Origin of the sequence: Pseudomonas floridensis, assembly GCF_002087235.1 — a bacterium.
Taxonomy (GTDB): Bacteria; Pseudomonadota; Gammaproteobacteria; order Pseudomonadales; family Pseudomonadaceae; genus Aquipseudomonas; species Aquipseudomonas floridensis.
This window is the reverse complement of sequence record NZ_MUIO01000096.1, coordinates 1-23,115: the sequence shown is the minus strand read 5'-3', so window position 1 is coordinate 23,115 and position 23,115 is coordinate 1. Positions and strand designations below refer to the sequence as shown.

General features: G+C 54.8%; 19 protein-coding genes. 17 read left to right on the top strand and 2 right to left on the bottom strand.

The genetic code is table 11. From position 1 onward, the window contains the following. The first annotated feature begins 122 nt into the window (after positions 1-122). The 17 genes from BZK31_RS22295 (at position 123) to BZK31_RS22215 (ending at position 21,355) form a co-directional block, all read left to right on the top strand. Entirely contained in the window at positions 123-731 is a 609-nt protein-coding gene (locus tag BZK31_RS22295) for a 50S ribosomal protein L25/general stress protein Ctc (RefSeq protein WP_083185472.1), read from the top strand. Between the two features lie 165 nt (positions 732-896). Then, positions 897-1,481, top strand: coding sequence for an aminoacyl-tRNA hydrolase (gene pth, locus BZK31_RS22290; RefSeq protein WP_083185471.1), 585 nt, complete (start codon positions 897-899; stop codon positions 1,479-1,481). 21 nt (positions 1,482-1,502) lie between these two features. Next, positions 1,503-2,603, top strand: coding sequence for a redox-regulated ATPase YchF (gene ychF / locus BZK31_RS22285; protein ID WP_083185470.1), 1,101 nt, complete (start codon positions 1,503-1,505; stop codon positions 2,601-2,603). 263 nt (positions 2,604-2,866) lie between these two features. After that, on the top strand, positions 2,867-3,940 hold the full coding sequence (rfbB, locus tag BZK31_RS22280; protein ID WP_083185469.1) for a dTDP-glucose 4,6-dehydratase: 1,074 nt from the start codon (positions 2,867-2,869) through the stop codon (positions 3,938-3,940). Further along, positions 3,940-4,845 (top strand): dTDP-4-dehydrorhamnose reductase, encoded by a 906-nt coding sequence (gene rfbD / locus BZK31_RS22275; protein WP_083185468.1) that lies wholly within the window; start codon positions 3,940-3,942, stop codon positions 4,843-4,845. The genes rfbB and rfbD overlap by 1 nt, the downstream gene beginning before the upstream one ends. Beyond that, the gene (rfbA, locus tag BZK31_RS22270; protein ID WP_083185467.1) at positions 4,842-5,732 is read left to right on the top strand and encodes a glucose-1-phosphate thymidylyltransferase RfbA; all 891 of its coding nucleotides are present in this window, start codon (positions 4,842-4,844) and stop codon (positions 5,730-5,732) included. Before rfbD ends, rfbA begins: the two co-directional genes overlap by 4 nt. Positions 5,733-5,777: 45 nt before the next feature. Next, complete coding sequence (locus BZK31_RS22265; RefSeq protein ID WP_083185466.1) at positions 5,778-6,689, top strand: glycosyltransferase family 2 protein; 912 nt, start codon at positions 5,778-5,780, stop codon at positions 6,687-6,689. 503 nt (positions 6,690-7,192) lie between these two features. After that, complete coding sequence (locus BZK31_RS29535) at positions 7,193-7,486, top strand: hypothetical protein (protein WP_157900778.1); 294 nt, start codon at positions 7,193-7,195, stop codon at positions 7,484-7,486. Beyond that, complete coding sequence (locus BZK31_RS22255) at positions 7,486-8,313, top strand: ABC transporter permease (RefSeq protein WP_083185464.1); 828 nt, start codon at positions 7,486-7,488, stop codon at positions 8,311-8,313. Before BZK31_RS29535 ends, BZK31_RS22255 begins: the two co-directional genes overlap by 1 nt. Then, positions 8,303-9,670, top strand: a complete 1,368-nt coding sequence (locus tag BZK31_RS22250; RefSeq protein ID WP_083185463.1) for an ABC transporter ATP-binding protein — start codon at positions 8,303-8,305, stop codon at positions 9,668-9,670. Before BZK31_RS22255 ends, BZK31_RS22250 begins: the two co-directional genes overlap by 11 nt. Continuing rightward, the gene (locus BZK31_RS22245) at positions 9,663-14,348 is read left to right on the top strand and encodes a glycosyltransferase (protein WP_083185462.1); all 4,686 of its coding nucleotides are present in this window, start codon (positions 9,663-9,665) and stop codon (positions 14,346-14,348) included. Before BZK31_RS22250 ends, BZK31_RS22245 begins: the two co-directional genes overlap by 8 nt. Before the next feature lie 63 nt (positions 14,349-14,411). Beyond that, positions 14,412-16,289, top strand: coding sequence for a glycosyltransferase family 39 protein (locus BZK31_RS22240; protein ID WP_083185461.1), 1,878 nt, complete (start codon positions 14,412-14,414; stop codon positions 16,287-16,289). A gap of 14 nt (positions 16,290-16,303) precedes the next feature. After that, entirely contained in the window at positions 16,304-17,407 is a 1,104-nt protein-coding gene (locus BZK31_RS22235) for a DegT/DnrJ/EryC1/StrS family aminotransferase (RefSeq protein ID WP_208617223.1), read from the top strand. Further along, positions 17,404-18,354 carry a glycosyltransferase family 2 protein gene (locus BZK31_RS22230; RefSeq protein WP_083185459.1) on the top strand — a complete coding sequence of 317 codons (951 nt, stop codon included), beginning with the start codon at positions 17,404-17,406 and terminating at the stop codon, positions 18,352-18,354. The genes BZK31_RS22235 and BZK31_RS22230 overlap by 4 nt, the downstream gene beginning before the upstream one ends. Continuing rightward, entirely contained in the window at positions 18,341-19,294 is a 954-nt protein-coding gene (locus BZK31_RS30305; RefSeq protein ID WP_083185458.1) for a WxcM-like domain-containing protein, read from the top strand. The genes BZK31_RS22230 and BZK31_RS30305 overlap by 14 nt, the downstream gene beginning before the upstream one ends. 4 nt (positions 19,295-19,298) lie before the next feature. Continuing rightward, entirely contained in the window at positions 19,299-19,700 is a 402-nt protein-coding gene (locus BZK31_RS22220; protein ID WP_167378082.1) for a GtrA family protein, read from the top strand. A gap of 89 nt (positions 19,701-19,789) precedes the next feature. After that, positions 19,790-21,355, top strand: a complete 1,566-nt coding sequence (locus tag BZK31_RS22215; RefSeq protein WP_083185457.1) for a hypothetical protein — start codon at positions 19,790-19,792, stop codon at positions 21,353-21,355. A 77-nt stretch (positions 21,356-21,432) separates the two neighbouring features. On the opposite strand, the gene BZK31_RS22210 is transcribed toward BZK31_RS22215, so the two are convergent. After that, positions 21,433-22,332 carry a glycosyltransferase family 2 protein gene (locus BZK31_RS22210; protein ID WP_083185535.1) on the bottom strand — a complete coding sequence of 300 codons (900 nt, stop codon included), beginning with the start codon at positions 22,330-22,332 and terminating at the stop codon, positions 21,433-21,435. A gap of 303 nt (positions 22,333-22,635) precedes the next feature. Beyond that, positions 22,636-23,115, bottom strand: a 480-nt coding sequence (locus BZK31_RS22205) for a methyl-accepting chemotaxis protein (RefSeq protein ID WP_244182718.1), incomplete at its 5' end; no start/stop codon positions are given.

The window sequence follows — 23,115 nt, the reverse complement described above, 5'->3', positions numbered from 1 at the left end:
TGCATTTCGTCGACGAAAAGCGCCCCGCCCTGACATTCGGTCAGGGCGGGGCTTTTTTGCCCATATCGCTCTGGCGCTGGTCGCAAACGCCATTGCGAGTGTGGTTATTTTGGAGAAACAACATGAACGATTTTACTCTGAATGCTGAACTGCGTTCCGACCTGGGGAAAGGTGCGAGCCGCCGCCTGCGTCGTATCGCGAGCCTGGTTCCAGCTGTTGTCTACGGTGGCGACAAAGCCCCTGAGTCCATCAGCATGCTGGCCAAGGAAGTGACCAAGCTGCTCGAAAACGAAGCTGCTTTCAGCCACGTCATCGAACTGAACGTTGCTGGCAAAAAGCAAAACGTTCTGATCAAGGCGCTGCAGCGTCACCCGGCCAAAGGCCACGTGATGCACGCTGACTTCGTGCGCGTAATTGCCGGCCAGAAACTGACCGCCATCGTGCCGATCCACTTCATCAACGAAGAAGCTCCGGTCAAGAAAGGCGGCGAGATCTCGCACACTACCACTGAACTGGAAGTGACCTGCCTGCCGAAAGACCTGCCTGAGTTCATCGAAGTTGACCTGGGCGCGCTGGAAGTAGGTTCGAACGTTCACCTGTCCGAGCTGAAAGCTCCTAAAGGCGTTGAGTTCGTTGCACTGGCACACGGTACCGACCTGGCAATCGCCAACGTCCACGCACCGCGCGTTGTTGCAGAAGACACCGAAGCAGAAGATGGCGCTGCCGAGTAATTTCATTACTTGGTAACGTCGGAGTTGCTCAGGAAACATCGCGAGCGATAGCAGGCAAAGCGGGCGGGATCGCGGAGTTTACATCATGGTAAATGAGCATTTTTCGTTCGCATTGCCGCTGTCGCAAGCGGTTTGACCCACAACTCCAAAGGAAGGGCCCCTGTCGTGACCGCCATACAACTGATCGTTGGCCTGGGAAATCCAGGCGCTGAATACGAACAGACCCGGCATAACGCAGGGGCTCTTTTCGTTGAGCGTATTGCTGCGGCGCAACGAGTCAATCTCGTTCCCGAGCGCAAATTCTTTGGCCTGACCGGACGCTTTTCGCATCAGGGTCAGGATGTTCGTCTGTTGATCCCCACCACGTACATGAACCGCAGCGGCCAGGCCGTGGCGGCACTCGTCGGCTTCTATCGCATCCCGGTCGATTCGATACTGGTGGCGCACGACGAACTGGACCTGCCTCCGGGCGTTGCCAAACTCAAAGTGGGCGGCGGCCATGGCGGCCATAACGGTCTGCGCGACATCATCGCGCAGCTCGGCAACCAGAACACATTTCATCGCTTGCGGCTTGGCATCGGCCACCCGGGCGATGCCAGCAAAGTGTCCGGCTTTGTCCTGGGTCGAGCGCCGCGCGCCGAACAGGAGAAGCTGGACGCCAGTATCGACTTTGCCCTCGGCGTGCTGCCGGATATCTTCGCCGGTGAATGGAACCGGGCGATGAAAAACCTGCACAGCCAGAAGGCCTGACATCACTCGAGGGGAAACACCATGGGATTCAATTGCGGCATCGTCGGCCTGCCTAACGTCGGCAAGTCCACCCTGTTCAACGCCCTGACCAAATCGGGTATCGCGGCCGAGAACTTCCCCTTCTGCACCATCGAGCCGAACAGCGGCATCGTGGCAATGCCCGACCCGCGCCTCGCAGCGCTGGCCGCCATCGTCAACCCGAAGCGCATCCTGCCAACCACCATGGAGTTCGTCGACATCGCCGGTCTGGTGGCAGGTGCCTCGAAAGGTGAAGGCCTGGGCAACAAGTTCCTGGCCAACATCCGCGAAACCGACGCCATCGCTCATGTGGTGCGCTGCTTCGAAGACGAGAACGTGATTCACGTCTCCAACAGCGTCGACCCCAAGCGCGATATCGAGATCATCGATCTGGAACTGATCTTCGCCGACCTCGACAGCTGCGAAAAACAGCTGCAGAAAGTCACGCGCAACGCCAAAGGCGGCGACAAGGACGCAGTGGTCCAGAAAGGCCTGCTCGAACAACTGATCAGCCACTTCACCGAAGGCAAGCCGGCACGCAGCCTGATGAAGTCCATGAGCAACGACGAGAAAGCCGTCATTCGCGGCTTCCACCTGCTGACCACCAAGCCGGTCATGTACATCGCCAACGTCGCTGAGGACGGTTTCGAGAACAATCCGCTGCTGGACGTGGTTCGCGCTATCGCCGAAGAAGAAGGCGCCATGCTGGTGCCGGTCTGCAACAAGATCGAAGCGGAAATCGCCGAGCTGGATGACGGCGAAGAGAAAGACATGTTCCTCGAAGCCCTGGGCCTGGAAGAACCCGGCCTGAACCGTGTGATTCGTGCAGGCTACGAAATGCTCCACCTGCAGACCTATTTCACCGCCGGTGTCGAAGAAGTCCGCGCCTGGACCGTCCGCGTTGGCGCGACCGCACCTCAGGCTGCCGGCGTGATTCACACCGACTTCGAAAAAGGCTTTATCCGCGCCGAGGTCATCGCCTACGACGACTTCATCCAGTACAAGGGCGAGCCGGGTGCCAAGGAAGCCGGCAAATGGCGTCTGGAAGGCAAGGAATACATCGTCAAGGACGGTGATGTGATGCACTTCCGGTTCAACGTGTAAACGGCGACCGGTATTCAAAGACCTCATCCATTCAATCGAGTGTCTTCTGCAAAGCCCCATTCACTGGGGCTTTTGTATTTCTGCCGCCCCTGAATTATTTGATGGGGATGGCATATCTTTCTATGTAAAATGCGCTCTTTACTGTCGCCATCCGCAGACCTGTGTGCGCAATACTCAGGTAGCCGTTCAAGGATTGCGACATAATCCTCGATTAACTCCACGGACCGGGCAGAGCCTTGTCATAACCCAAGGTGAATACTCTCTTGAAGATCTTAGTAACAGGTGGTGCAGGTTTCATTGGTTCGGCAGTTATCCGCCATATCATTTCCAACACGAATGATTCGGTCATCAACGTCGACAAACTTACCTACGCAGGTAATCTTGAATCGCTTCAATCCGTGGAAAACAGCGAGCGCTATGCGTTTGCGCACGTAGATATCTGCAACCGGGAAGCAATCGACAAGGTCTTCCAGGAGCACCAGCCGGACGCGATCATGCACCTGGCTGCCGAGTCTCACGTAGACCGCTCCATCACCGGTCCGTCCGAGTTCATCCAGACCAACATCATTGGCACCTACACGCTGCTTGAGGCAGCACGCGCCTATTGGAACCAGCTGGACGAAGCCCGCAAGAGCAACTTCCGCTTCCACCACATTTCCACCGATGAAGTGTACGGCGACCTTGAAGGCCCGGAAGATCTGTTCACCGAGACCACGCCTTACCAGCCAAGCTCGCCCTACTCCGCCAGCAAGGCAAGTTCCGATCACCTGGTACGCGCCTGGAGCCGAACTTACGGCCTGCCGACACTGGTGACCAACTGCTCGAATAACTATGGCCCGTGCCACTTCCCCGAGAAACTGATCCCACTGATCATTCTCAACGCGCTGGAAGGCAAGCCACTGCCGATCTATGGCAAGGGCGATCAGGTTCGTGACTGGCTGTACGTCGAAGATCACGCCCGGGCGCTATACAAAGTCGTGACCGAGGGCGAGATTGGCGAGACCTACAACATTGGCGGTCACAACGAAAAGCAGAACATCGAAGTTGTGCATACCGTCTGCGCCCTCCTCGACCAGTTGCGTCCTGACTCGGCCCATCTGCCGCACGCCAGCCTGATCACTTATGTACAGGACCGCCCAGGCCACGATCTGCGCTACGCTATCGATGCCAGCAAGATCCAGCGCGAGTTGGGCTGGGTGCCGGAAGAAAGCTTCGAGTCCGGTATTCGCAAAACCGTCGAATGGTACCTCAACAATCCTGAGTGGGTTGCTCACGTGAAAAGTGGCAGCTACCAGCAGTGGATCGACAAGAACTACACAGCACGTGCCGATAAATGATGAAAATTCTTCTGCTGGGTAAAAACGGTCAGGTAGGCTGGGAGCTGCAACGCTCGCTTGCCGTTCTGGGCGAGGTGATTGCCCTGGATCGTCATACGATCTCATCCCCCTATGGTGATGTGTCGGGCGACCTCTCCAATCCGGACGGGCTGCGGGACACGATTCGTCGCGTTCAACCTCAGGTGATTGTGAACGCCGCAGCCTATACCGCCGTGGACAAGGCCGAAACCGAGCGAGAGCTTGCCCATACGGTCAACGCCCTCGCCAGCCAGGTCCTGGCAGAAGAAGCCCGCCAGCTGGATGCATTGCTGGTTCATTACTCGACCGACTACGTGTTCAACGGCACGGGCAGCCAGGCCTGGAAAGAGACCGACAGCGTTTCACCGGTCAACTACTACGGCGCGACCAAACTCGAAGGCGAACAACTGATCGCTGCATCGGGCTGCAAGCATCTGATTTTCCGTACCAGTTGGGTCTATGCCGCACGCGGCAACAACTTCGCCAAAACGATGTTGCGCCTTGCAAAGGATCGCCCAAGCCTGAACGTGATCGCCGACCAGATCGGCGCGCCCACAGGCGCGGAGCTTCTGGCAGATATTGCTACCGCGGCGTTGCAGCAGACGCTGGTGCGTCCGGAACTGTGCGGCATTTATCACCTGGCACCGGCCGGTGAAGTCTCCTGGCATGCGTATGCCCAATTCGTCATCGATTTTGCGCGTGCGAATGGGGAACCGCTGGCTGTGGAAACGATCAATCCAATCGGCACCACCGAATACCCGACACCTGCGCAACGTCCACTGAATTCGCGTCTGAATACAGACAAGCTGCGCCACAACTTTTCTCTGCATTTGCCGGACTGGCAAAGCGGCGTAACCCGTATGCTCATGGAAACTCTGAATAAATGACCACGACTAATCGTAAAGGCATCATCCTGGCCGGCGGCTCGGGGACTCGTCTGCACCCCCTGACACTCGGTGTGTCCAAGCAAATGTTGCCGATCTACGACAAGCCGATGATTTTCTACCCGCTGTCGGTGCTGATGCTGGCTGGCATGCGTGAAATCCTGATCATCTCGACACCGGAAGACCTGCCTTCCTTCCGCAAGCTTCTGGGCGACGGCAGTCAATACGGCATTCAGCTTACTTATGCAGAACAGCCAACGCCGGATGGTCTGGCGCAAGCATTCATCATTGGTGAAGAGTTCATCGGCAAGGACCCTTGCTGCCTGATCCTGGGTGACAACATTTTCTACGGCCAGCACTTCTCGGAAAACCTGCGCTCCGCGAGCCAGCAGACCAGCGGCGCAACCGTATTCGGCTACCACGTTTCCGATCCCGAGCGCTTTGGTGTTGTCGAGTTCGACGAGACAGGTCGCGCCCTGAGCATCGAAGAAAAACCGTCGGCACCGAAGTCGAGCTACGCGGTGACCGGCCTGTATTTCTACGACAACCAGGTCGTCGAGATCGCCAAGAACATCAAGCCTTCCGAACGCGGCGAGCTGGAAATCACTGACGTGAACCGTGCTTACCTGGAACAGAAGAGCCTGACCGTAGAAATTCTGGGCCGTGGCTTCGCCTGGCTGGACACTGGCACTCACGAGTCGCTGCTGGAAGCGAGCCACTTCGTGCACACCATCGAACAGCGTCAAGGCTGGAAAGTGGCCTGCCTCGAAGAGATCGCGTACACCAACGGCTGGATCACTTCGGAGCAACTGGGTGAACAGGCTCAGAAACTGAAGAAGACCGGCTACGGGCAGTACCTGCAGAAACTGCTGGACCTGGGTTCTTTCTAAGCCGTAGAGCGTCACCACACTCCATACCGCAAGGCTGTGAACAGTATGTCGTCTGTTTTTCCCAAGGTCGCCGTGCTACTGGCAGCTTACAACGGTATGGAGTGGATACAGGAGCAGCTTGACTCCATTCTCAAGCAGACCAACGTTTGTATCAGCGTATTCATCAGTGTCGATCCTTCCACGGACGGCACTGAAGCATGGTGTGCCAACTACGCACAATGTCATGCACCTATCACCCTGCTGCCTCCTGCCGGAAAGTTTGGTGGAGCGTCACGCAACTTCTTTCGATTGATCAGGGATGTCGATTTCTCGGCCTTCGACTATGTAGCGTTCTCGGACCAGGACGATATCTGGTATCCGGACAAGCTCGAACGCGCCACATCGCACCTGAACGCGGGCAACCACGACGCCTATTCCAGTAATGTAACTGCGTTCTGGCCTGATGGCAGACGCATGCTGCTGGACAAGGCTCAGCCTCAGGTCAAATGGGATCATGTGTTCGAGGCGGCCGGGCCGGGTTGTACGTATGTCATGAACCGCAGGCTCGCTGACGCCTTCAAAACCTCACTCATCGACCACTGGGCTGATGCACAGCAGGCAGGCTTGCATGACTGGTATTGCTACGCCTTCGCTCGCAGTCATGGATTCCTCTGGCACATCGATCCGGCTCCGAGCATGGATTATCGCCAGCACGCAGGCAATCAAGTCGGCGCCAATACCGGGCTGACGGCACTCAAGACCCGCCTGGATAAAATCACTGACGGCTGGTGGCCGGAGCAGGTGCTATTGATCGATCGGCTCATCGGCGGTAGCCAGGTCTTGTCGCGTCGAAAATCAGCTTCTACCCAGGCGCTGTTCCTTGGCCTGATCTTCAAGGCACGGCAATGCCGCAGACGCCCTCGTGATAAAGCTCTTTTCATCATCGCGTGCCTGGCAGCCGCGCTGGCAGGAAAGTGACGCAATGCCCTTCGCGGGGACCTGCATTTCAATGTAGCCACGCAACCCTTTGATAGATAAGGGCTGGACGCGACGCCTTCGATCCAGAGCAGGCTGATGTGTTCGGGAAAAGCACAGTCATCACTGGAAAACCGTTAGCCTGACAACGGTTAAATTCCCTGCTGCCGAATGTTCTCCAAGTGCTGCTTATGTTAATGTGCGCACCTTTGTTTACAGCGTAAAGAACTCGACCACGCGGTACGGCACGACCAGACAAAAGCAGTGTCAAAGGCACAGATTTACGGGCCTGACCTGCGATGGAAGGACTGCAGAACCTCCGTTTTCCGAGGCAATGAATACTGGATGAGTTTCTTTCGCAACCATTGTCCTGCCATGAAAACCTTCGTGTTGCTCATCGTCGGAATCACATCGAAAAGACCTAGAACAACGATGCGTGCAACGTACCCTGCAGTGACCATTGCGCCAGCCCTCCACTCCGTGCAGAAGCCTTTCGCCGGACTCAAATGCCGGTGTCTTTTTCAACGCGCGGGCAAACCATCGCCCCACCACATTTGCTCCACACCTTCGCATCTCAGACAACTGGCGGCATTTTCCGTCAGACGCTTTTTTCAACCAGGACGGCGTCAACCGGTTCTGGTCAGTATTTCGGAGATACGTTACACATGATCGCACCTTGCCTCGCCTATACCGACGTCATCGTTTTCAAACCAAATTCACCTGGTGATGATCTCGGTTTTCTCAGCAAATGCCTGCCTCAAAAAGTGCCGGGCTCAGGAAACGCTGAGGTATCTGCCTGATGAATCCTCACATGACGCCATCCGCCGGGCCGTTGCGCCTGGTGCACAGCCTCTGGACGAACCGCTCATTGATTTCGCAGATGACCCGGCGCGAAGTGATCGGCCGTTATCGTGGCTCGGTCATGGGACTGGCCTGGTCGTTCTTCAACCCTGTGTTGATGCTGGCGGTGTATACCTTTGTGTTTTCCGAGATCTTCAGCGCACGCTGGGTTGGCGTGGACACAGGCAAAGGTGGTTTCGCTATCCTTCTGTTCGTTGGCATGATTGTGCACGGCCTGTTCGCCGAATGCGCAAACCGGGCGCCTTCGCTGGTGATGAGCAACAGCAACTACGTAAAGAAAGTGGTTTTCCCGCTGGAGATCCTGCCGGTTATCACCTTGGGCTCAGCGCTTTTCCACAGCTGCATCAGCCTCGTCGTGCTGGTGATCGCACAGTTGTTGATTTCGCACACACTCTACTGGACCGCTTTGCTGTTTCCCTTGATTCTCGTGCCGCTGATTCTCGGGACACTGGGGATCAGCTGGTTGCTGGCTTCATTGGGGGTGTATTTGCGAGATGTAGGCCATGTGATCACCGTACTGACCACGGTTCTGCTTTTTCTGTCTCCGGTCCTCTATCCGGTTGCGGCACTGCCGGAAGTCTATCGGCCGTGGCTGCAACTGAACCCGCTGACTTACATCATCGAAGAAAGCCGCAGCGTATTGCTGTTCGGTAACCTCCCCCATTGGGACAGCCTCGGCATAGCGATTCTGATCGGCGCCGTTATGGCAGCCATTGGTTTCTGGTTCTTCCAAAAGACACGTAAAGGATTCGCTGATGTCATCTGATCAACCGGTTATCAGCGTAAAAAACGTCTCCAAGTGTTTTTACACCTACGAAAAACCCCATGAGCGTCTCAAGCAGGCCGTGGTGCCGAGACTGCAACGCTGGGCGGGCAAACAAGCCACCACCACGTACGGTAAAGAGTTCTGGGCGCTGCGAGACATAAGCTTTGAGGTCAATAAAGGCGAGACCGTCGGTATTGTTGGCCGTAACGGCTCTGGCAAGTCGACACTGCTGCAGATCATCTGCGGGACGTTGAACCCGACCATCGGTGAAATTCAGACCCGTGGCCGGGTAGCGGCCTTGCTTGAACTGGGCTCGGGCTTCAACCCCGAATTCACTGGCCGTGAAAACGTATATCTGAACGCAGCCGTACTGGGTCTGACGCGTGACGAGGTCGATGAACGATTCGATGCCATCGCAGGCTTTGCCGACATCGGAGAATTCCTCGATCAGCCCGTCAAGGCCTACTCGAGCGGTATGGCGGTGCGCCTGGCCTTTGCGGTTCAGGCCCAGGTGGACCCGGAAATTCTGGTCGTCGACGAAGCATTGTCCGTTGGCGATGCCCGTTTCCAGGCCAAATGCTTCGAACGTCTTCGCCAGTTGAAGGAAAACGGCACCAGCATTCTTCTGGTCACGCACTCCAGTGAGCAAGTCGTCACTCACTGCTCCCGCGCCATTCTGCTGGAGCAGAGCAGGATCGAAATGATCGGCGAGTCACGCCCCGTGATCAATCGCTACACCGACCTGCTGTTCGGACGTGACAAGAGCCCGATCACGGACAAAAGTCTGGACCTGGCCGAAGCCGAGCGCGTCGAGATTGCTCCGGTTGAAAGCGACACCGTAGCGCTGCGGTTTGACGAGGACGTCTACGCCAGCCGACCGGGCTACAACCCACATGAATACCGCTGGGGTGACGGTGCTGCGACGCTGCTTGATTTCCATATAAGCGCATCAGGCCGAGAGTTTCCCAAAAGCGTGGAGTCTGGTGAGGATATAACGCTGTATGTATCTATGAGATTTCACAGTATGGTCGTAAGCCCGATTATCGGCTTCACAATTAAGACAAAAGAGGGGGTGACTGTGTACGGCACCAACTCTTATATCATCGACTGCGAGCCAAATGGATTAATCGGTGGCGCTAACTCCAGCGCAAAAGCTTGCCTCAGGTTCAAAAACGCCCTGGCGACCGGCGACTATTTCATCTCAGTAGGTATTGCCTCACGTGAAGGTGAAGACGTCATACCCCACGACAGGCGTTATGACTCCATACATTTCATCGTCGAACCCACTCCAAAGCTTCTGGGTTTGATAGACCTTGGCGCCTCTATGGCCATTGATTCGGTAATCGCTAATGCTTGAGCTTGATAAATATGGCTATACCCGTGACGCAGACACGGCAGTTTGGGTGCGCTCGGATTATCAAGGCATTGCCTATAGCGATGGTGACAAGGCTGAGAGTGAACTGGCTGCGATTGTTCGTGAAGCGAATGATGTCTCGGTGCTGTCCACCGAATTGCCACTGTACTGCACTGACTGGGCCAAGCTTTATCACCTGAGTTCGAGTCGCGGCAATCTGTTCCGCCCTTTCGAACACTTGCTCAAAGGCAAATCGGTTCTGGAAATAGGCGCAGGTTGCGGAGCTATCAGCCGCTATCTCGGAGAGGCAGGGGCCACTGTACTTTCATTGGAGGGCAGCCCGCGCCGCGCCGCGATAGCGGCCAGCCGGACTCGGGGCCTGGATAACGTCACAGTGCTCGCGGAAAGGTTCGACGACTTCAAGGTCGATGAGCAGTTCGATGTGATCACGCTGATAGGTGTGCTTGAATACGCCAGCATGTTCAGCAATGACGCAGATCCGGCATACGGCATGCTGGCGCGGGTTCGCAAGCTGCTGAAGCCTGATGGGCACCTGTTCATCGCCATCGAGAACCAGCTCGGCCTCAAGTACTTTGCCGGAGCTCCGGAAGATCATGTCGGCGTGGCCATGTACGGCATCGAAGGACGCTATGCCGATCGCCAGCCCAAGACCTTTGGCCGCAGAGAACTGGAAGCGCTCGTAGCCCGAGCAGGCTTTGCGTCATCGAGCTTCTTGTCGCCCTACCCTGACTACAAGATCCCCAACTCCCTGGTCACTGAAAACGGTTTCAAGTCGAAAAATTTCGATGCGGCGGCGCTGGCGACACAAAACACTCGCAAAGACCCACAACTGCCTTCAAATACGACCTTCAACCTTGAAAAGGCCTGGCCTGTCGTTATCGATAATCAGCTAGGTATGGACCTGGCGAACTCGTTTCTGGTTATCGCGTCCTGCGCGCAAGAACAGTCCGTCCCGGAAAATGTGCTGGCTTATCACTACAGCACAGGTCGTAATCCCGAGTACTGCAAAGCGTCCGTGTTCGTCACCACGCCCGATGGCATTGAAGTTCAATACCAACGGCTGAGCAGCTCGACGACTGTCGACAACTCCGCTGATCAGTTCAGGTTCATTCTCCCCGCGGCTCACGGGTATGCCAAAGGCAGCCTGCTCAGCCTACGCTTTCTTGAAGCCACCACAACCCAGAACTGGACTGTTGAGACATTCGCCCCGTTCCTGAACGAGTATCTGGACAGCCTCAGGCAGCTCGTTGCAGCAGAAGGCAGCTTGTCAGCACTGGATCATGTTGATGCCCGCCTTCCAGGTCACTACATCGACGCTGTTCCACAGAACATCATTATCGATGCCGAGGGCAAGCCACACCTTATCGACATCGAATGGGAGATGAAGGAGGGAGTTGAACTCGGCCATCTACTGATGCGCGGCTTCCTGTTGCTGATTGCCTGCTCTACCCCGTTTTACCCGACACCGACAATGATCAGCAGGCGCGATTTCATTATCGAGTTGATGGGCAGTGTCGGCCTGGCGGTGACTGAAGAAGAGCTCAATCGCTATATCGTTCTGGAAGCGATGTTCCAGGAAAGGGTGACAGGTCGGGACGCAGCAACCTTCATGAACTGGTCTCCGGACGTCACCATCCAGAAGATGGGCTCGCTGGCAAATACAGCACAGAGATTGGCAACGCTTTATCTTGGAGCAGAAGACGGTGCCTTCACCGAAGAGCGCACCAAAAGCCAGTTTGTCCACGACGGTCGTCAGACGCTGCTGTTTTCCATTCCAGCATCGCTGCGATGCGCGAAACTTCGGTTTGACCCGACCAATGTAAGGCAATCGTTCTCGATCGACAGCATAAAGATATATGTGGCCAATACAAAGGTCTGGTCATGGCGTGACAGTGCAGAGGCGCCTTTGACGGCTGCCGGCACGACGGCGTTCAGTAACGAGATCAATGACAGCACCATGTTCATGGCCCTTGATGACGATCCGCACATTGTGCTGCCGGTTGATCTCAATTCGCTATTAGGTGGAAAGTCGTTCAAAATACAGATTGCATTTACTTTATTCACGGAAGGACAGGTCGCTGAACGACTCCTTCAACAGGAAGAGGAGCTCAAGCTGGCGCTTGAGTCTATATCGGATTTGAATCTCAAAGATCGCTCAGCTCTCGAGGCTGTTGAAGTGGCAAACCTGGCGGTTGAAGAAAGTCATCGCCAAGCGATGGAGGAGCTTGAAGCCTCAAAACTAGCGATACAGGAAAGTCATCGCCAAGCGCTCAAGGAACTTGGCGACGCGAATCTTGAGGCCCAGGAAAGCCATCGTCTTGCGCTTCAAGAACTTCAAGCGGCCAACATAAGTGGCCAAGAGAGCCACCGTCTCGCAATCCAAGAGCTTGAGGCCGCGAATCTTCAAGCCCAGGAAACTCACCGTCAGGCGTTCAAAGAACTCGAGACCGCAAATATGGAAGCTCAGGAAAGCCACCGCCTCGCACTTCAGGAACTTGAGGCAGCCAAATTTGCTGCTCAGGAAAACCATCGGCTCGCACTTCAGGAACTTGAAGCAGCCAAACATGCTGCTCAGGAAAGCCATGCTCAGGCGCTGGCGGAGTTCGAAACCTCGTCTCGTTCGATTCAGGAAAGCCACCGCCTTGAATTGGTCGATAAGGACACGCACGTCCATAACCTGAATCTGCAGATTATTGCCATGCAATCGTCATACAGCTGGAAAGTGACTGCCCCTCTAAGAAAGGTTCGCAAATCATTGCAGCGTGCAAAACGTGCGGCAGCATTACTGAGAGCGGTTATCCAACGCGGCGGCGGTGTCTCGAGCACGGCGGTCAAGGCGTATCAGGTTTGGCGGCTGAGAGGACTTGCCGGAGTCATGGCGCAAGCACGCTGGGTGCGTGGCGAGGCACAGCATGCTTTTGTAGGTGCAGAAACACGCGAAGTGCCTAATCGCCACGACTATGCTCGATGGGTGCAGTATTACGACACATTAGGCGAAGCCGATGTACAACGTATTACCGAGCACATGGGGCGGTGGGTCGAATACCCACTCATTTCCATCATCATGCCGGTCTATAATCCGCCACTGGATTTTCTGCGGGAGGCCGTGGAGAGCGTTCGCGCGCAACTTTATACTAACTGGGAACTTTGCCTGGCCGACGACGCGTCAACTAATCCGGCCGTCATCGAATACCTGAAGTCTCTTAAGGCAAGTGACAAACGTATTAAGGTTGTTTTCCGCGGCAGCAACGGTCACATTTCGCAGGCCAGCAATTCGGCACTGGATGTCGCCAAAGGCCAGTTCATTACATTGATGGATAATGATGATCTGCTTCCCGCACATGCCTTGTACTGGATCGCGCGTACTATCCGTGAAAACCCAGACGCGGGACTTATCTACTCCGACGAAGACAAGATCGACACCGAAGGCAACCGCAGCTCGCCTTATTTCAAATCCGATTGGAACGAATTTCTCTTCCGCTCTCAAAACATGATTTGTCATTTGGCAGCCTATCGACGTGATCTTGTCAAAGAGGTCGGAAAGTTCCGAGTAGGACTAGAAGGTGCGCAGGACTATGATTTGGCACTACGCTGCGTAGAAAAACTGGAGCGAAACCAAATCATCCATATTCCTCGCGTCCTTTACCATTGGAGGATACACGCTGGTAGTACCGCAATGGCAGGCGATGAAAAACCTTACGCAGCGCTTGCAGGTGTGAAAGCACTGGATGACCACCTGAAGCGCAAGGGCGATATTGGCACAACTGAATTACTGCCTCAAGGTATGTATCGCGTCCACTACAAGCTACCGGACGTACTGCCGCTGGTAACGCTTGTAATACCCACGCGAAATGCTCACGCATTAGTAAAACAGTGCATCGACAGCATCAAGCGTCTGACTACGTATAAAAATTACGAAATTATTCTTATCGATAATGGTTCCGACGAGCCTGAGTCGCTTGAGTATTTCGCTCAGATCGATCAAGAGGAAAACATCCGTGTTTTGCGAGACGACGGTCCGTTCAACTACTCAGCCCTCAATAACGGTGCAGTTCGCATTGCAAATGGCGAGTTGATTGGCCTCATCAATAACGACATTGAAGTCATTACACCTGAATGGTTGAGTGAAATGGTTTCTATCGCTCTGCAACCTAAAGTCGGTTGCGTAGGTGCACGGTTGTGGTATCCAGACGACCGCTTGCAACATGGCGGCGTTATTGTTGGGCTCGGTGGCGTCGCGGGGCATTCACATAAATATCTCCCTAAAGGGGTACCTGGTTACTTTTTCCGCGCTGAGCTTATTCAAGAGTTCTCTGCGGTAACCGCAGCCTGCCTGATCGTTAAAAAATCTATATTTAACCAGGTTAATGGACTGAACGAAGAACACCTAAAAATCGCGTTTAATGACGTAGATTTTTGCTTAAGGGTACAGGAGGCTGGATACTTGAATGTTTGGACGCCTTTTGCAGAGCTTTATCACCACGAGTCTGCCACTCGAGGTTTGGAAGATACGCCTCAAAAGCAGGCACGATTTGCGCTAGAGATAGAGTATGTAAAGTCGCGCTGGCCAAATATTTCAGTGGATTATGCGTATAGCCCTAATCTGTCGCTCGATTACGAAGACTTCAGCCTGGCCTGGCCACCGAGAATCAAGAATTGATTCATCTCATTAATCTGGTTTCTTTCAGCATGACTGAGACGATGGCTGTAGTAGGGGATATGCGTGCCTGAATCAACTCATTCAGACAATCAAACAGGTTGGTCCAGCACCCGTTACCAACGGGTGCTGGCCGTGACCTATTTTTTGATCTTGGCGGCCTGGTCGTTGGGAATAGCCTTCCACGGCGCCCCTGATGAATCGACGCACTTCTTTTTGCTGGAATATTTGAAGGCTTACCATTCAATGCCTGACGTGGCGGAGCCAGTCAAAGCATTTACGGGAACGATTTCGGGTCATACTTGGCAGCCAGGTGATTTCTGGTACCACGGCTTGCCCTTTCCGCATGTTATTGGCGCGCTGATTAGCTCCTATGGCTTGAGCTGGATGCTCCCTTCCGAGTTCGCTTACCTGGCGGTGCGGTGCTTCAACTGGATATTAGGTGCGGTATTCATATGTGCCCTGTTTCGTATTGGTCACAGGGCTGGAATGCCAAAAAAAGCCGCAGCACTGGGCGCTCTCGCAGTCGCTTTGATCCCTCAAGTATCTTTTGCTTTCTCCTATTTCAACAGTGATGCCTATGGCGTCATGAGCGTAGCTTTGCTTGTGAGTGCCTTGCTGGGTTTTCTGAAGACGCCGGCGAAATACACGGCCATCTGTCTGGGCGGGTCCATCGGACTGATGCTCATGGCAAAGCTGTATTTATTACCTGCCTTGGTTTTTGCCGGCGTGATGTTTGCCGCGACTCAAGTGTTCGGAAACCGAAAGCTGACCAAGCACATTCCCACCATCCTGCTCGTCGCGGTAATTGTCTCTGCGCCTATGCTCATGTTTACCTACCTTGAGTTTGGAGAGATAACGGGAATTTCCGGACAGCTCCAGTTTGTGGCGATGCACAAGAGCAATCCTGCGGTAGGTTTTGGAACCTGCTACATCGGCTGCTCTGGCAAGCTTCTGGAAATGGACAATATTGCCCCGTGGATCACGCTTACATTGATGAGCTATTTCTCGGTGACCGGGTGGATGAATGTGTTCATCTCACCGCCTTACTACACGGTAGCAGCCCTGCTGTTCATGGGGCTTGTACTGGCAGCGATCATTCAGACACTGCGCGTGTACTCGCCTGACAACAAATCGGGTTTTCTGCTGAGAAACCTGTTGCCACTGATCATGATTCTGGGGCTGTTTCCGTCCATTATCCTGCTTAGTTTGCTCGCCTCTCAGAACTCGATGCCGCAACCGCAAGGCCGGTACCTGTTCGTGACCATACCTTTTCTGGCCTTGCTCATTGCCATCGCAACGACCCGCTATTCGAGTGCACAGACGTCGGCCTCGGTTGCCCGAGTCGTGAAGTCTGATCGGTTCTACCTGAAATGTCTTCTCGTGATCGCGGCCTGGATGGCCTGGACCAATGCGGTGTCGTGGAGTGCAAACACGCTCAATTCGACAAACATCCAGAAGTCGGCAATCGGACGCCCGATTGTTGACGCGATACAGAACAGCGAGACGGCTAAAGACCCGCGCGTTGCCATGGTCGATGCTCAAGAGCTCACTCAACGCCTGTTCTTGGAAAAGGGGGAGTTTGTGCTCAAGGCTCCGCAGAGCCAGACAGTTGCTCTCGGCAACCTGGATGAAGTGCGCAAGACTACCGATGGCTGGGTAGTCAGGGGCTGGAGCTATATCGACCCCACCAATGGCATACCTCAGTATCTGGTTGCGGTGGAAGCCGGTAAAGTCGTAGGTGCGATGAGCATTGACGTGAAGCGACCGGACGTCGCTGTAGCCCTTGGCGATAAAGCTGCTCTTCGTAGCGGCTACGAAGGCGCTATCGCGACTACCGCACTGCCCGGAAAATGCGATTTGAAACTTTACACTGTCAGTTCGACCTTCAAAATTTTCGCGATGCCTAATGCGTGCGAACTTATCAATCGTTCGCCTCACTGATTATGGAAGCCCTCATGGAAAACATTCCTCTCTTCTCCGCCGTCAAAGCCAACGCAGGGCTCGATTTCGCTACCCCGCTGAAATCCGTTCTGGACAGCCATTGGTACGTGCTGGGCAACGAAGTAAAACTGTTCGAGGAAGAGTTTGCTACGTACGTTGGCGTCTCGCACTGCATCAGCGTAGCCAATGGGTCCGACGCGCTTGAACTGGCCCTCAGAGGTCTGGGCGTTTCCAAGGGTGATCGTGTAGTAGCTGTCGCAAACGCTGGCTTTTACGGCAGCACGGCGATCCATGCCGTAGGTGCAGAACCTGTTTATGCGGACGTCGATCCAGGCACTCTTACCCTATGCACAAAGTCGCTGTCCGCTGTACTCGCCGAGTCGAGTCCATCGGTCATCATCGTGACGCACCTTTACGGTCAGTTGGCGAACATCGAAGAAATCGTTCGAATTGCTACCGCGGCAGGCATTCCTGTTCTTGAAGATTGCGCGCAGTCTCATGGCGCACGTCGCAATGGCAAGCAGGCAGGCAGTTTCGGCACGATTGCCTGCTTCAGTTTTTACCCGACCAAGAACCTGGGTGCACTGGGTGACGGCGGAGCGGTGGCAACCAACGACGACCAACTTGCGGCCCGCATTCGTCAACTGCGCCAGTACGGCTGGGATCAGAAATACCGGGTTGCCATCCCAGGTGGTCGCAACAGCCGCCTCGATGAAATGCAGGCCGCGATACTGCGCATAAAACTGCCGCACCTGGACAACTGGAACGAACAGCGCCGCTCGATTGCCAAGCGCTACAGCGATGCCTTCGCGGGTCTGGACATGCAACTGCCGTGTTCAGTAGCTGAGGATTATGTGGGCCATCTGTACGTCGTTCGTGTCAAAGACAGGGCTGCATTCGCTGCCGCCCTAAAAGAAAGGCAGGTCAGCACCGATATTCACTATCCAATCGCCGACCACAAGCAACCGGCTTACGAGGCCGCCCCGTCGGTGGCGCTGGACGTAACCGAGCGCGCATGTGATACCGTCATCTCCTTGCCATGCTTCCCCGGCCTCACCGCTGAAGAAGTCGAACGCGTCATCGAAGCGGTGACTGCTTACTTTTCCAAGGAGCAATGATTTTGCTGACGTTGGTCATTCCCGTTTATCGCAACGAGAGCAATCTTCCAGACCTGCTTGCTGCTGTGACGGCACTGGATGTGCAGCTTGAGCATGCACTCGAAGTGGTGTTCGTGGTAGACGGTAGTCCTGACCGCTGTTACGAGATTCTGCGAGCACAACTGCCCTCGCAGTCTTTCACCTCAAAGCTGATTCTGCTTTCGAGAAACTTTGGTTCGTTCATGGCCATTCGTACCGGTCTGCAACATGGCACCGGTGATCACTATGCCGTGATGGCGGCGGATTTGCAGGAACCGCCTGAGCTGGTTCTTGAAATGAATCAGGTTCTGACCCGCGGTGATATCGATGTGGTGGTAGGTGTACGCGAGGGTCGTCAGGATCCTTGGGCCACCCGCACCGCATCGAAACTGTTTTGGGGTTTCTACAGGCGCTACGTCATCCCAGAGATTCCGCCGGGTGGCGTCGATATGTTCGCCTGCAATAAGGCATTCAGAGATACCCTTCTGACCCTTGAGGAGCGTCACAGCTCACTGATCGCGCAGATTTTCTGGATGGGCTATCGTCGTGAAGTGGTGACCTACACCCGGCAGGAGCGCGTCCACGGCACATCGGCCTGGACCTTCCGCAAGAAAGTCAACTACCTCATGGACAGCGTGTTCTCGTTCACGGACATGCCTATCAGGATACTGACGCGGGTCGGAGCCTTTGGCGCGGGGCTGGCAGCTATTTTTGGCATCTTCACGCTTATCGCGAAGCTTGAAGGCATGATTGAAGTACCCGGCTACGCAATGATCATGCTGGCGATTACCTTCCTCGGCTGTCTTAACCTTATGGGCTTGGGAATCGTCGGCTCTTACGCGTGGCGCACTTACGAAAATACAAAAAACAGACCCTTGGCTATTCCTATGCGGATAGAGGGATTTGGAGAGACAAATGAGCAGCGGTAAGGATTTTTTCGTTCACAGCCACGCATTGTGCGAGTCGGAAAACATCGGCAAGGACTCCCGTGTATGGGCTTTCGCCCATATCCTGCCGGGTGCCCGACTGGGCAGTGAATGCAACGTATGCGACAACGTGTTCATCGAAAACGATGTCATCATCGGTGATCGGGTCACGTTGAAATGCGGCGTACAGGTGTGGGATGGGATCACTATAGAAGACGATGTTTTCATCGGCCCGAACGCTACCTTCACCAATGACCTGTTCCCTCGCAGCAAGGTCTATCCACAAAGTTTCGCTCGCACCATCATTCGCAAGGGCGCTTCGCTGGGTGCCAACTGCACGATTCTTCCTGGTATCACAATCGGGATCAATGCGATGGTCGGTGCGGGTGCGGTAGTGACCCGGTCAGTACCGCCAAATGCCATAGTGGTGGGCAATCCGGCGAAGATCATCGGTTACGTGGATGCCAAACCGGTCAACGCCGGTAGTGAGGCACGCGCAGAAAAAGCAGTTATCGGCGTCGCCACTACTTCGGTGAAGAACGTTACCCTACACACCATGAATGAGGTATCAGACATTCGAGGAAGCTTGTCTGCTGGTGAATTCGAGCGTTCGATTCCGTTCAAGTCCGAGCGCTACTTTCTGGTTTATGACGTACCAACGGCTGAAACCCGAGGCGAGCATGCCCACCGCCAGTGCCACCAGTTTCTGATAGCCGTCAAGGGCTCGGTTCATGTAGTCGCTGATGATGGTGTCAACCGGGAAGAGTTCGTTCTGGATAAGCCAAACAAAGGTATTCATCTACCTCCCATGACGTGGGGCATTCAATACCGTTATTCCCAGGACGCGGTGTTGCTGGTGTTCGCTTCTCATTATTACGATGCTGCCGATTACGTACGTAACTATGAAGAGTTCAAATCACTGATCGAAAACACTGAACAGTGATCCGATGATGAATCAGGGTGTCTCAAAATTCTTCAAGCTAGACTTTGCGCGATTCCTGATGTCAGGCGGTTTCAATACCGCCTTGACCTACGGCATTTATCTCGTTTTGTTGACGTTCCTGTCTTACACCGTCAGCTACACCATTTCCTATGTAACAGGTATTGCGCTTGCTTACGTACTGAACAGATTCTTTGTGTTCAAGAGCCACCAGGGCCTGCGCTCTGTCATCATGCTTCCGCTGATTTACCTCATTCAATACGGCCTGAGTCTGGTTATTCTGTGGTGCTGGGTCGAAAAGCTTGAACTTGATGCCCGGCTCGCGCCGCTGGTCGCCATCGCGCTCACATTGCCGGTGACTTTTCTACTGTCAAAGCTGGCCTTCTCTGCAAAGCAAACAGCACGCTGACACCCGGCCAGGGTCATGAACCTGCATGCCTATCTCCAGGCTTTTTAAGAGGCATAGGCGTGCCATCAGGATACGATGCGGAACACACCATGAATGATGTTAAAAAAGACCGAATGGTCAACAGCTTCGTGCTCTTGGTCATATCGGCCTTATTCGTCATCGCTAATTTTTTATGGCAAGGCCATGACGGTTTCAACCTGTGGGACGAGGGGTATCTTTGGTACGGTGCCAGGCAACTCGCTGCTGGGGAAATTCCGATTCGAGATTTCATGGCTTATGACCCTGGCCGGTACTACTGGGCCGCAAGCTTTTTTTCATTATGGGGCGATTCAGGCATCATTGCCCTGCGTGCATCAGTGGCACTGTTTCAATTTCTGGGAATCTATGCCGGGCTGTGGACGATATCCATAGCGTTGAAGCAAACCGCTGCCAGGCATATCATTTATCTGTGTGTTGCGGCCGTCACACTCATGGTTTGGATGTACCCGCGCCACAAGATCATTGATATGTCTATATCAATGATCGTTGTTGCCGGGGTGACCTGCCTTCTGCTTAAGCCTTCGGCAAAACGGTATTTCTTACTCGGTGTTCTTGTGGGCCTCGCAGCCGTTTTTGGCCGAAACCATGGCGTTTATGCTGCAGCCGCCAGTTGCACAGCCATGGGATGGCTCGCGATAAAAGCCCCGGAATCCGACTACCGTTGGAAAGGCATAGCAATTTGGGTCGCCGGTGTGGTGGTAGGTTATCTGCCAGTACTTGCAATGTGCCTGATCATACCGGGTTACTTTGCCGCCTTCATCGACACGATTCTTTTCATGTTAGAGCAGGGCAATACCAATCTGCCCCTGCCTGTACCGTGGCCCTGGACCGTAGGCTTCGGTACCGCCGGCGTAGTGATCGAAACAAGATGGTTTTTGATAGGCATCTGTTTCATCGCGATTTTGGTATTCGGCGTGGGGGCGCTCGCCTGGGTGTTCAGAGAACGTCTTTGTAACCGCACAGCGCGCCCGGAAGTAGTGGCTGTTGCCTGCGCTGCGTTACCTTACGCTCACTTTGCCTTCGCTCGTCCGGATGTGGGGCATCTGGCGCAAGGTATCTACCCGTTACTTCTCGGTATCTTCGTTATTTTGGCAACTGTCAGATCGCAAGCATCAAAAATGGCGCTAGGCATTCTTACAGCTTCAGCCAGCCTGTTCATTCTTGCTGCTTGGCAACCTGGCGTACTTTCTCGGACCCAGGACGGTTGGAAACAGGTCACAGTCTCCGGCTCGACTCTCTCTATGGACCCCAGCACTGCCGAAGCGGTGGATCTTTTGAGAAGCCTTACCGACAGCTATGCACCGAATGGAAGAGCCGTACTGGTATTGCCTTTCTGGCCCGGGGCTTACCCTTTACTGGAACGCCACGCACCGCTTTGGGAAATTTACGCGCTGTCCCCGCGCAGTGACGATTTTCAACGAGCAGAAATTGAACGGATCAAAAAGTCCGACCCAGGCTTCGTGCTCATCTTCGACATGGCCATGGACGGGCGGGAAGAGCTGAGATTTTCGAACTCACATCGGTTGATCAATGACTATATTCGCTCTCACTTTATAGCGGTCCCGAACTCACCCAACCCTGCTTACCAGATCTACAGAGCGCAGGGAGCGGACTAGACAAAGCACCCAGACGAAACGGGGTCGCACACTGTACGACCTCGTCAGCACTCATGAGAACAAAGGGGCAGACGAGCTCAAACCTTTCCCAGGCAGGACGCCAGAATGAGACTCAAGTTGCCCTGCACCGTCTGCCGATAGATACCGGACTTTCGAAGCATACGCATGCGTTTGAAAAAGCGCTGTTTGCGGCCGTGATCGAAACAGGCAAGCACCTCCCGGCTTTCCTCGGTCAACAATGGCTCCATTTTTTTGAGAATGACGATGTTGGCATCGTTCCATTTGACGAAGCGCCCAGACAACATCTTGCGCAGGCGGATCAAACGGTCCCGGGAGCTTGCATTGGCCCCGATCAGATTGCCACTGTGCTGGCGATAATCCAGGGTCGGCTCAGCCTCGTAGATCACCTTGCCGCCACACCCTGTGACCAAAAGGTAGGCCAGCCAGTCATGGGCGATCAAGGGGGCTCGGTCAGGCAGTTGCAAGAGAAGCTGACGGGCAGCACGGTTGATCAACATGGTGTTGGCACCCGCGATACTCTGGACCAGCGCATTTTGAAAGGACGGGGGCCTGGTGAAAAGCTTCGACACGCCGATCACATTCAGGTCAGCGTCGACCAGTCGAGTGGTGGAGCAATAGAGCGCCGGCTTCTTTCCGCTGAGCGATTCGAGGCGACCGACACTGCGTGTCAGCTTGTCGTTGAACCAGATGTCGTCCTGATCACTGAAAGCGAAGTAGTCGGCTTTGAGCTCCGGACGGCGAACCAGCGAGATGAAGTTTTCCGCGAAGCCCTTGCACGGTCCGTCGAACATGATCAGGCGATCAGCCCCCCAGCGGCGCTGGTAGTCGCTCAATATACTTCGCGTTTCGTCAGTGGACGCATCGTCAGATACGTACAGCGTCCAGTCCTGGAAGGTCTGGTCATTGAATGAGTCCAACTGCCCCTTGAGATAGGCGCCACCGTTGTAGGTGCACATCAGGATCGCAACGTGTGGCTGACGGACAGCACCCTGTTCAAAGAGCTGTGCCTCAACCTGAGTTGCGTTTCTGATCATGTCTTTCTCGGTAAACTGGGTTCTCAAAAAAATCTTCACTTGCAAAAGCCCGGAATTTTACGCTCTGCCCGGACTTCCGTCAGCCAATAGATTACGCCCAGTGTCACCGCTGATCGAAGTTTCATGTTCTTGTCATGTTTTCAAGCAGCGACGCATATAGAAAAACCGGGCTGAATGTCTTGGGCCCGGCTCTCCAATACAGGTGTCACATACGAACCTGCGCACTCACCCCAACCGAAACCGCGCCGTATTACCGCTCAACGCCTGGCTCCCCTGACTCAAGGTATCCGCCGCCCGATTCACCGCTCGAGCCCCCTCAAGCAAGCGCCCCGCTGCCTGATCGACCTGCTGGATGTTGCTGCTGACTTCGTCGGCCGTGGATGCCTGTTCTTCGACGGCGGTCGAGATCTGCACCAGGGTGTCAGTCACGCCCTGCACCGCCGTGGCGATCTCGCCGAGTCGTTCGCCGAGCCCGGTCACGGAGCGGGCATCGTTGACGGCCTGGCCGCAAGCGGCTTCCATCAGATCGACGGCCTGGGTCACGGTGGAGCGCAGGCTGTCTACGGTGCCGGCAATCTGCGCCGTCGACGCCTGGGTGCGTTGCGAGAGGCTGCGTACTTCATCGGCGACCACGGCGAAACCACGGCCCTGCTCTCCCGCACGCGCAGCCTCGATGGCCGCATTGAGCGCCAGCAGGTTGGTTTG

What these genes read in the sequence shown, in the direction of transcription:
- BZK31_RS22245 (WP_083185462.1), top strand. Translation starts at nt 9,663, where the DNA reads ATGCTTGAGCTTGATAAATATGGCTATACCCGTGACGCAGACACGGCA.
- BZK31_RS22235 (WP_208617223.1), top strand. Translation starts at nt 16,304, where the DNA reads ATGGAAAACATTCCTCTCTTCTCCGCCGTCAAAGCCAACGCAGGGCTC.
- BZK31_RS30305 (WP_083185458.1), top strand. Translation starts at nt 18,341, where the DNA reads ATGAGCAGCGGTAAGGATTTTTTCGTTCACAGCCACGCATTGTGCGAG.
- ychF (WP_083185470.1), top strand. Translation starts at nt 1,503, where the DNA reads ATGGGATTCAATTGCGGCATCGTCGGCCTGCCTAACGTCGGCAAGTCC.
- BZK31_RS29535 (WP_157900778.1), top strand. Translation starts at nt 7,193, where the DNA reads ATGCCGGTGTCTTTTTCAACGCGCGGGCAAACCATCGCCCCACCACAT.
- BZK31_RS22250 (WP_083185463.1), top strand. Translation starts at nt 8,303, where the DNA reads ATGTCATCTGATCAACCGGTTATCAGCGTAAAAAACGTCTCCAAGTGT.
- BZK31_RS22295 (WP_083185472.1), top strand. Translation starts at nt 123, where the DNA reads ATGAACGATTTTACTCTGAATGCTGAACTGCGTTCCGACCTGGGGAAA.
- BZK31_RS22220 (WP_167378082.1), top strand. Translation starts at nt 19,299, where the DNA reads ATGATGAATCAGGGTGTCTCAAAATTCTTCAAGCTAGACTTTGCGCGA.
- BZK31_RS22210 (WP_083185535.1), bottom strand. Translation starts at nt 22,332, where the DNA reads ATGTGCACCTACAACGGTGGCGCCTATCTCAAGGGGCAGTTGGACTCA.
- BZK31_RS22265 (WP_083185466.1), top strand. Translation starts at nt 5,778, where the DNA reads ATGTCGTCTGTTTTTCCCAAGGTCGCCGTGCTACTGGCAGCTTACAAC.
- rfbA (WP_083185467.1), top strand. Translation starts at nt 4,842, where the DNA reads ATGACCACGACTAATCGTAAAGGCATCATCCTGGCCGGCGGCTCGGGG.
- BZK31_RS22255 (WP_083185464.1), top strand. Translation starts at nt 7,486, where the DNA reads ATGAATCCTCACATGACGCCATCCGCCGGGCCGTTGCGCCTGGTGCAC.
- BZK31_RS22215 (WP_083185457.1), top strand. Translation starts at nt 19,790, where the DNA reads ATGAATGATGTTAAAAAAGACCGAATGGTCAACAGCTTCGTGCTCTTG.
- BZK31_RS22230 (WP_083185459.1), top strand. Translation starts at nt 17,404, where the DNA reads ATGATTTTGCTGACGTTGGTCATTCCCGTTTATCGCAACGAGAGCAAT.
- rfbD (WP_083185468.1), top strand. Translation starts at nt 3,940, where the DNA reads ATGAAAATTCTTCTGCTGGGTAAAAACGGTCAGGTAGGCTGGGAGCTG.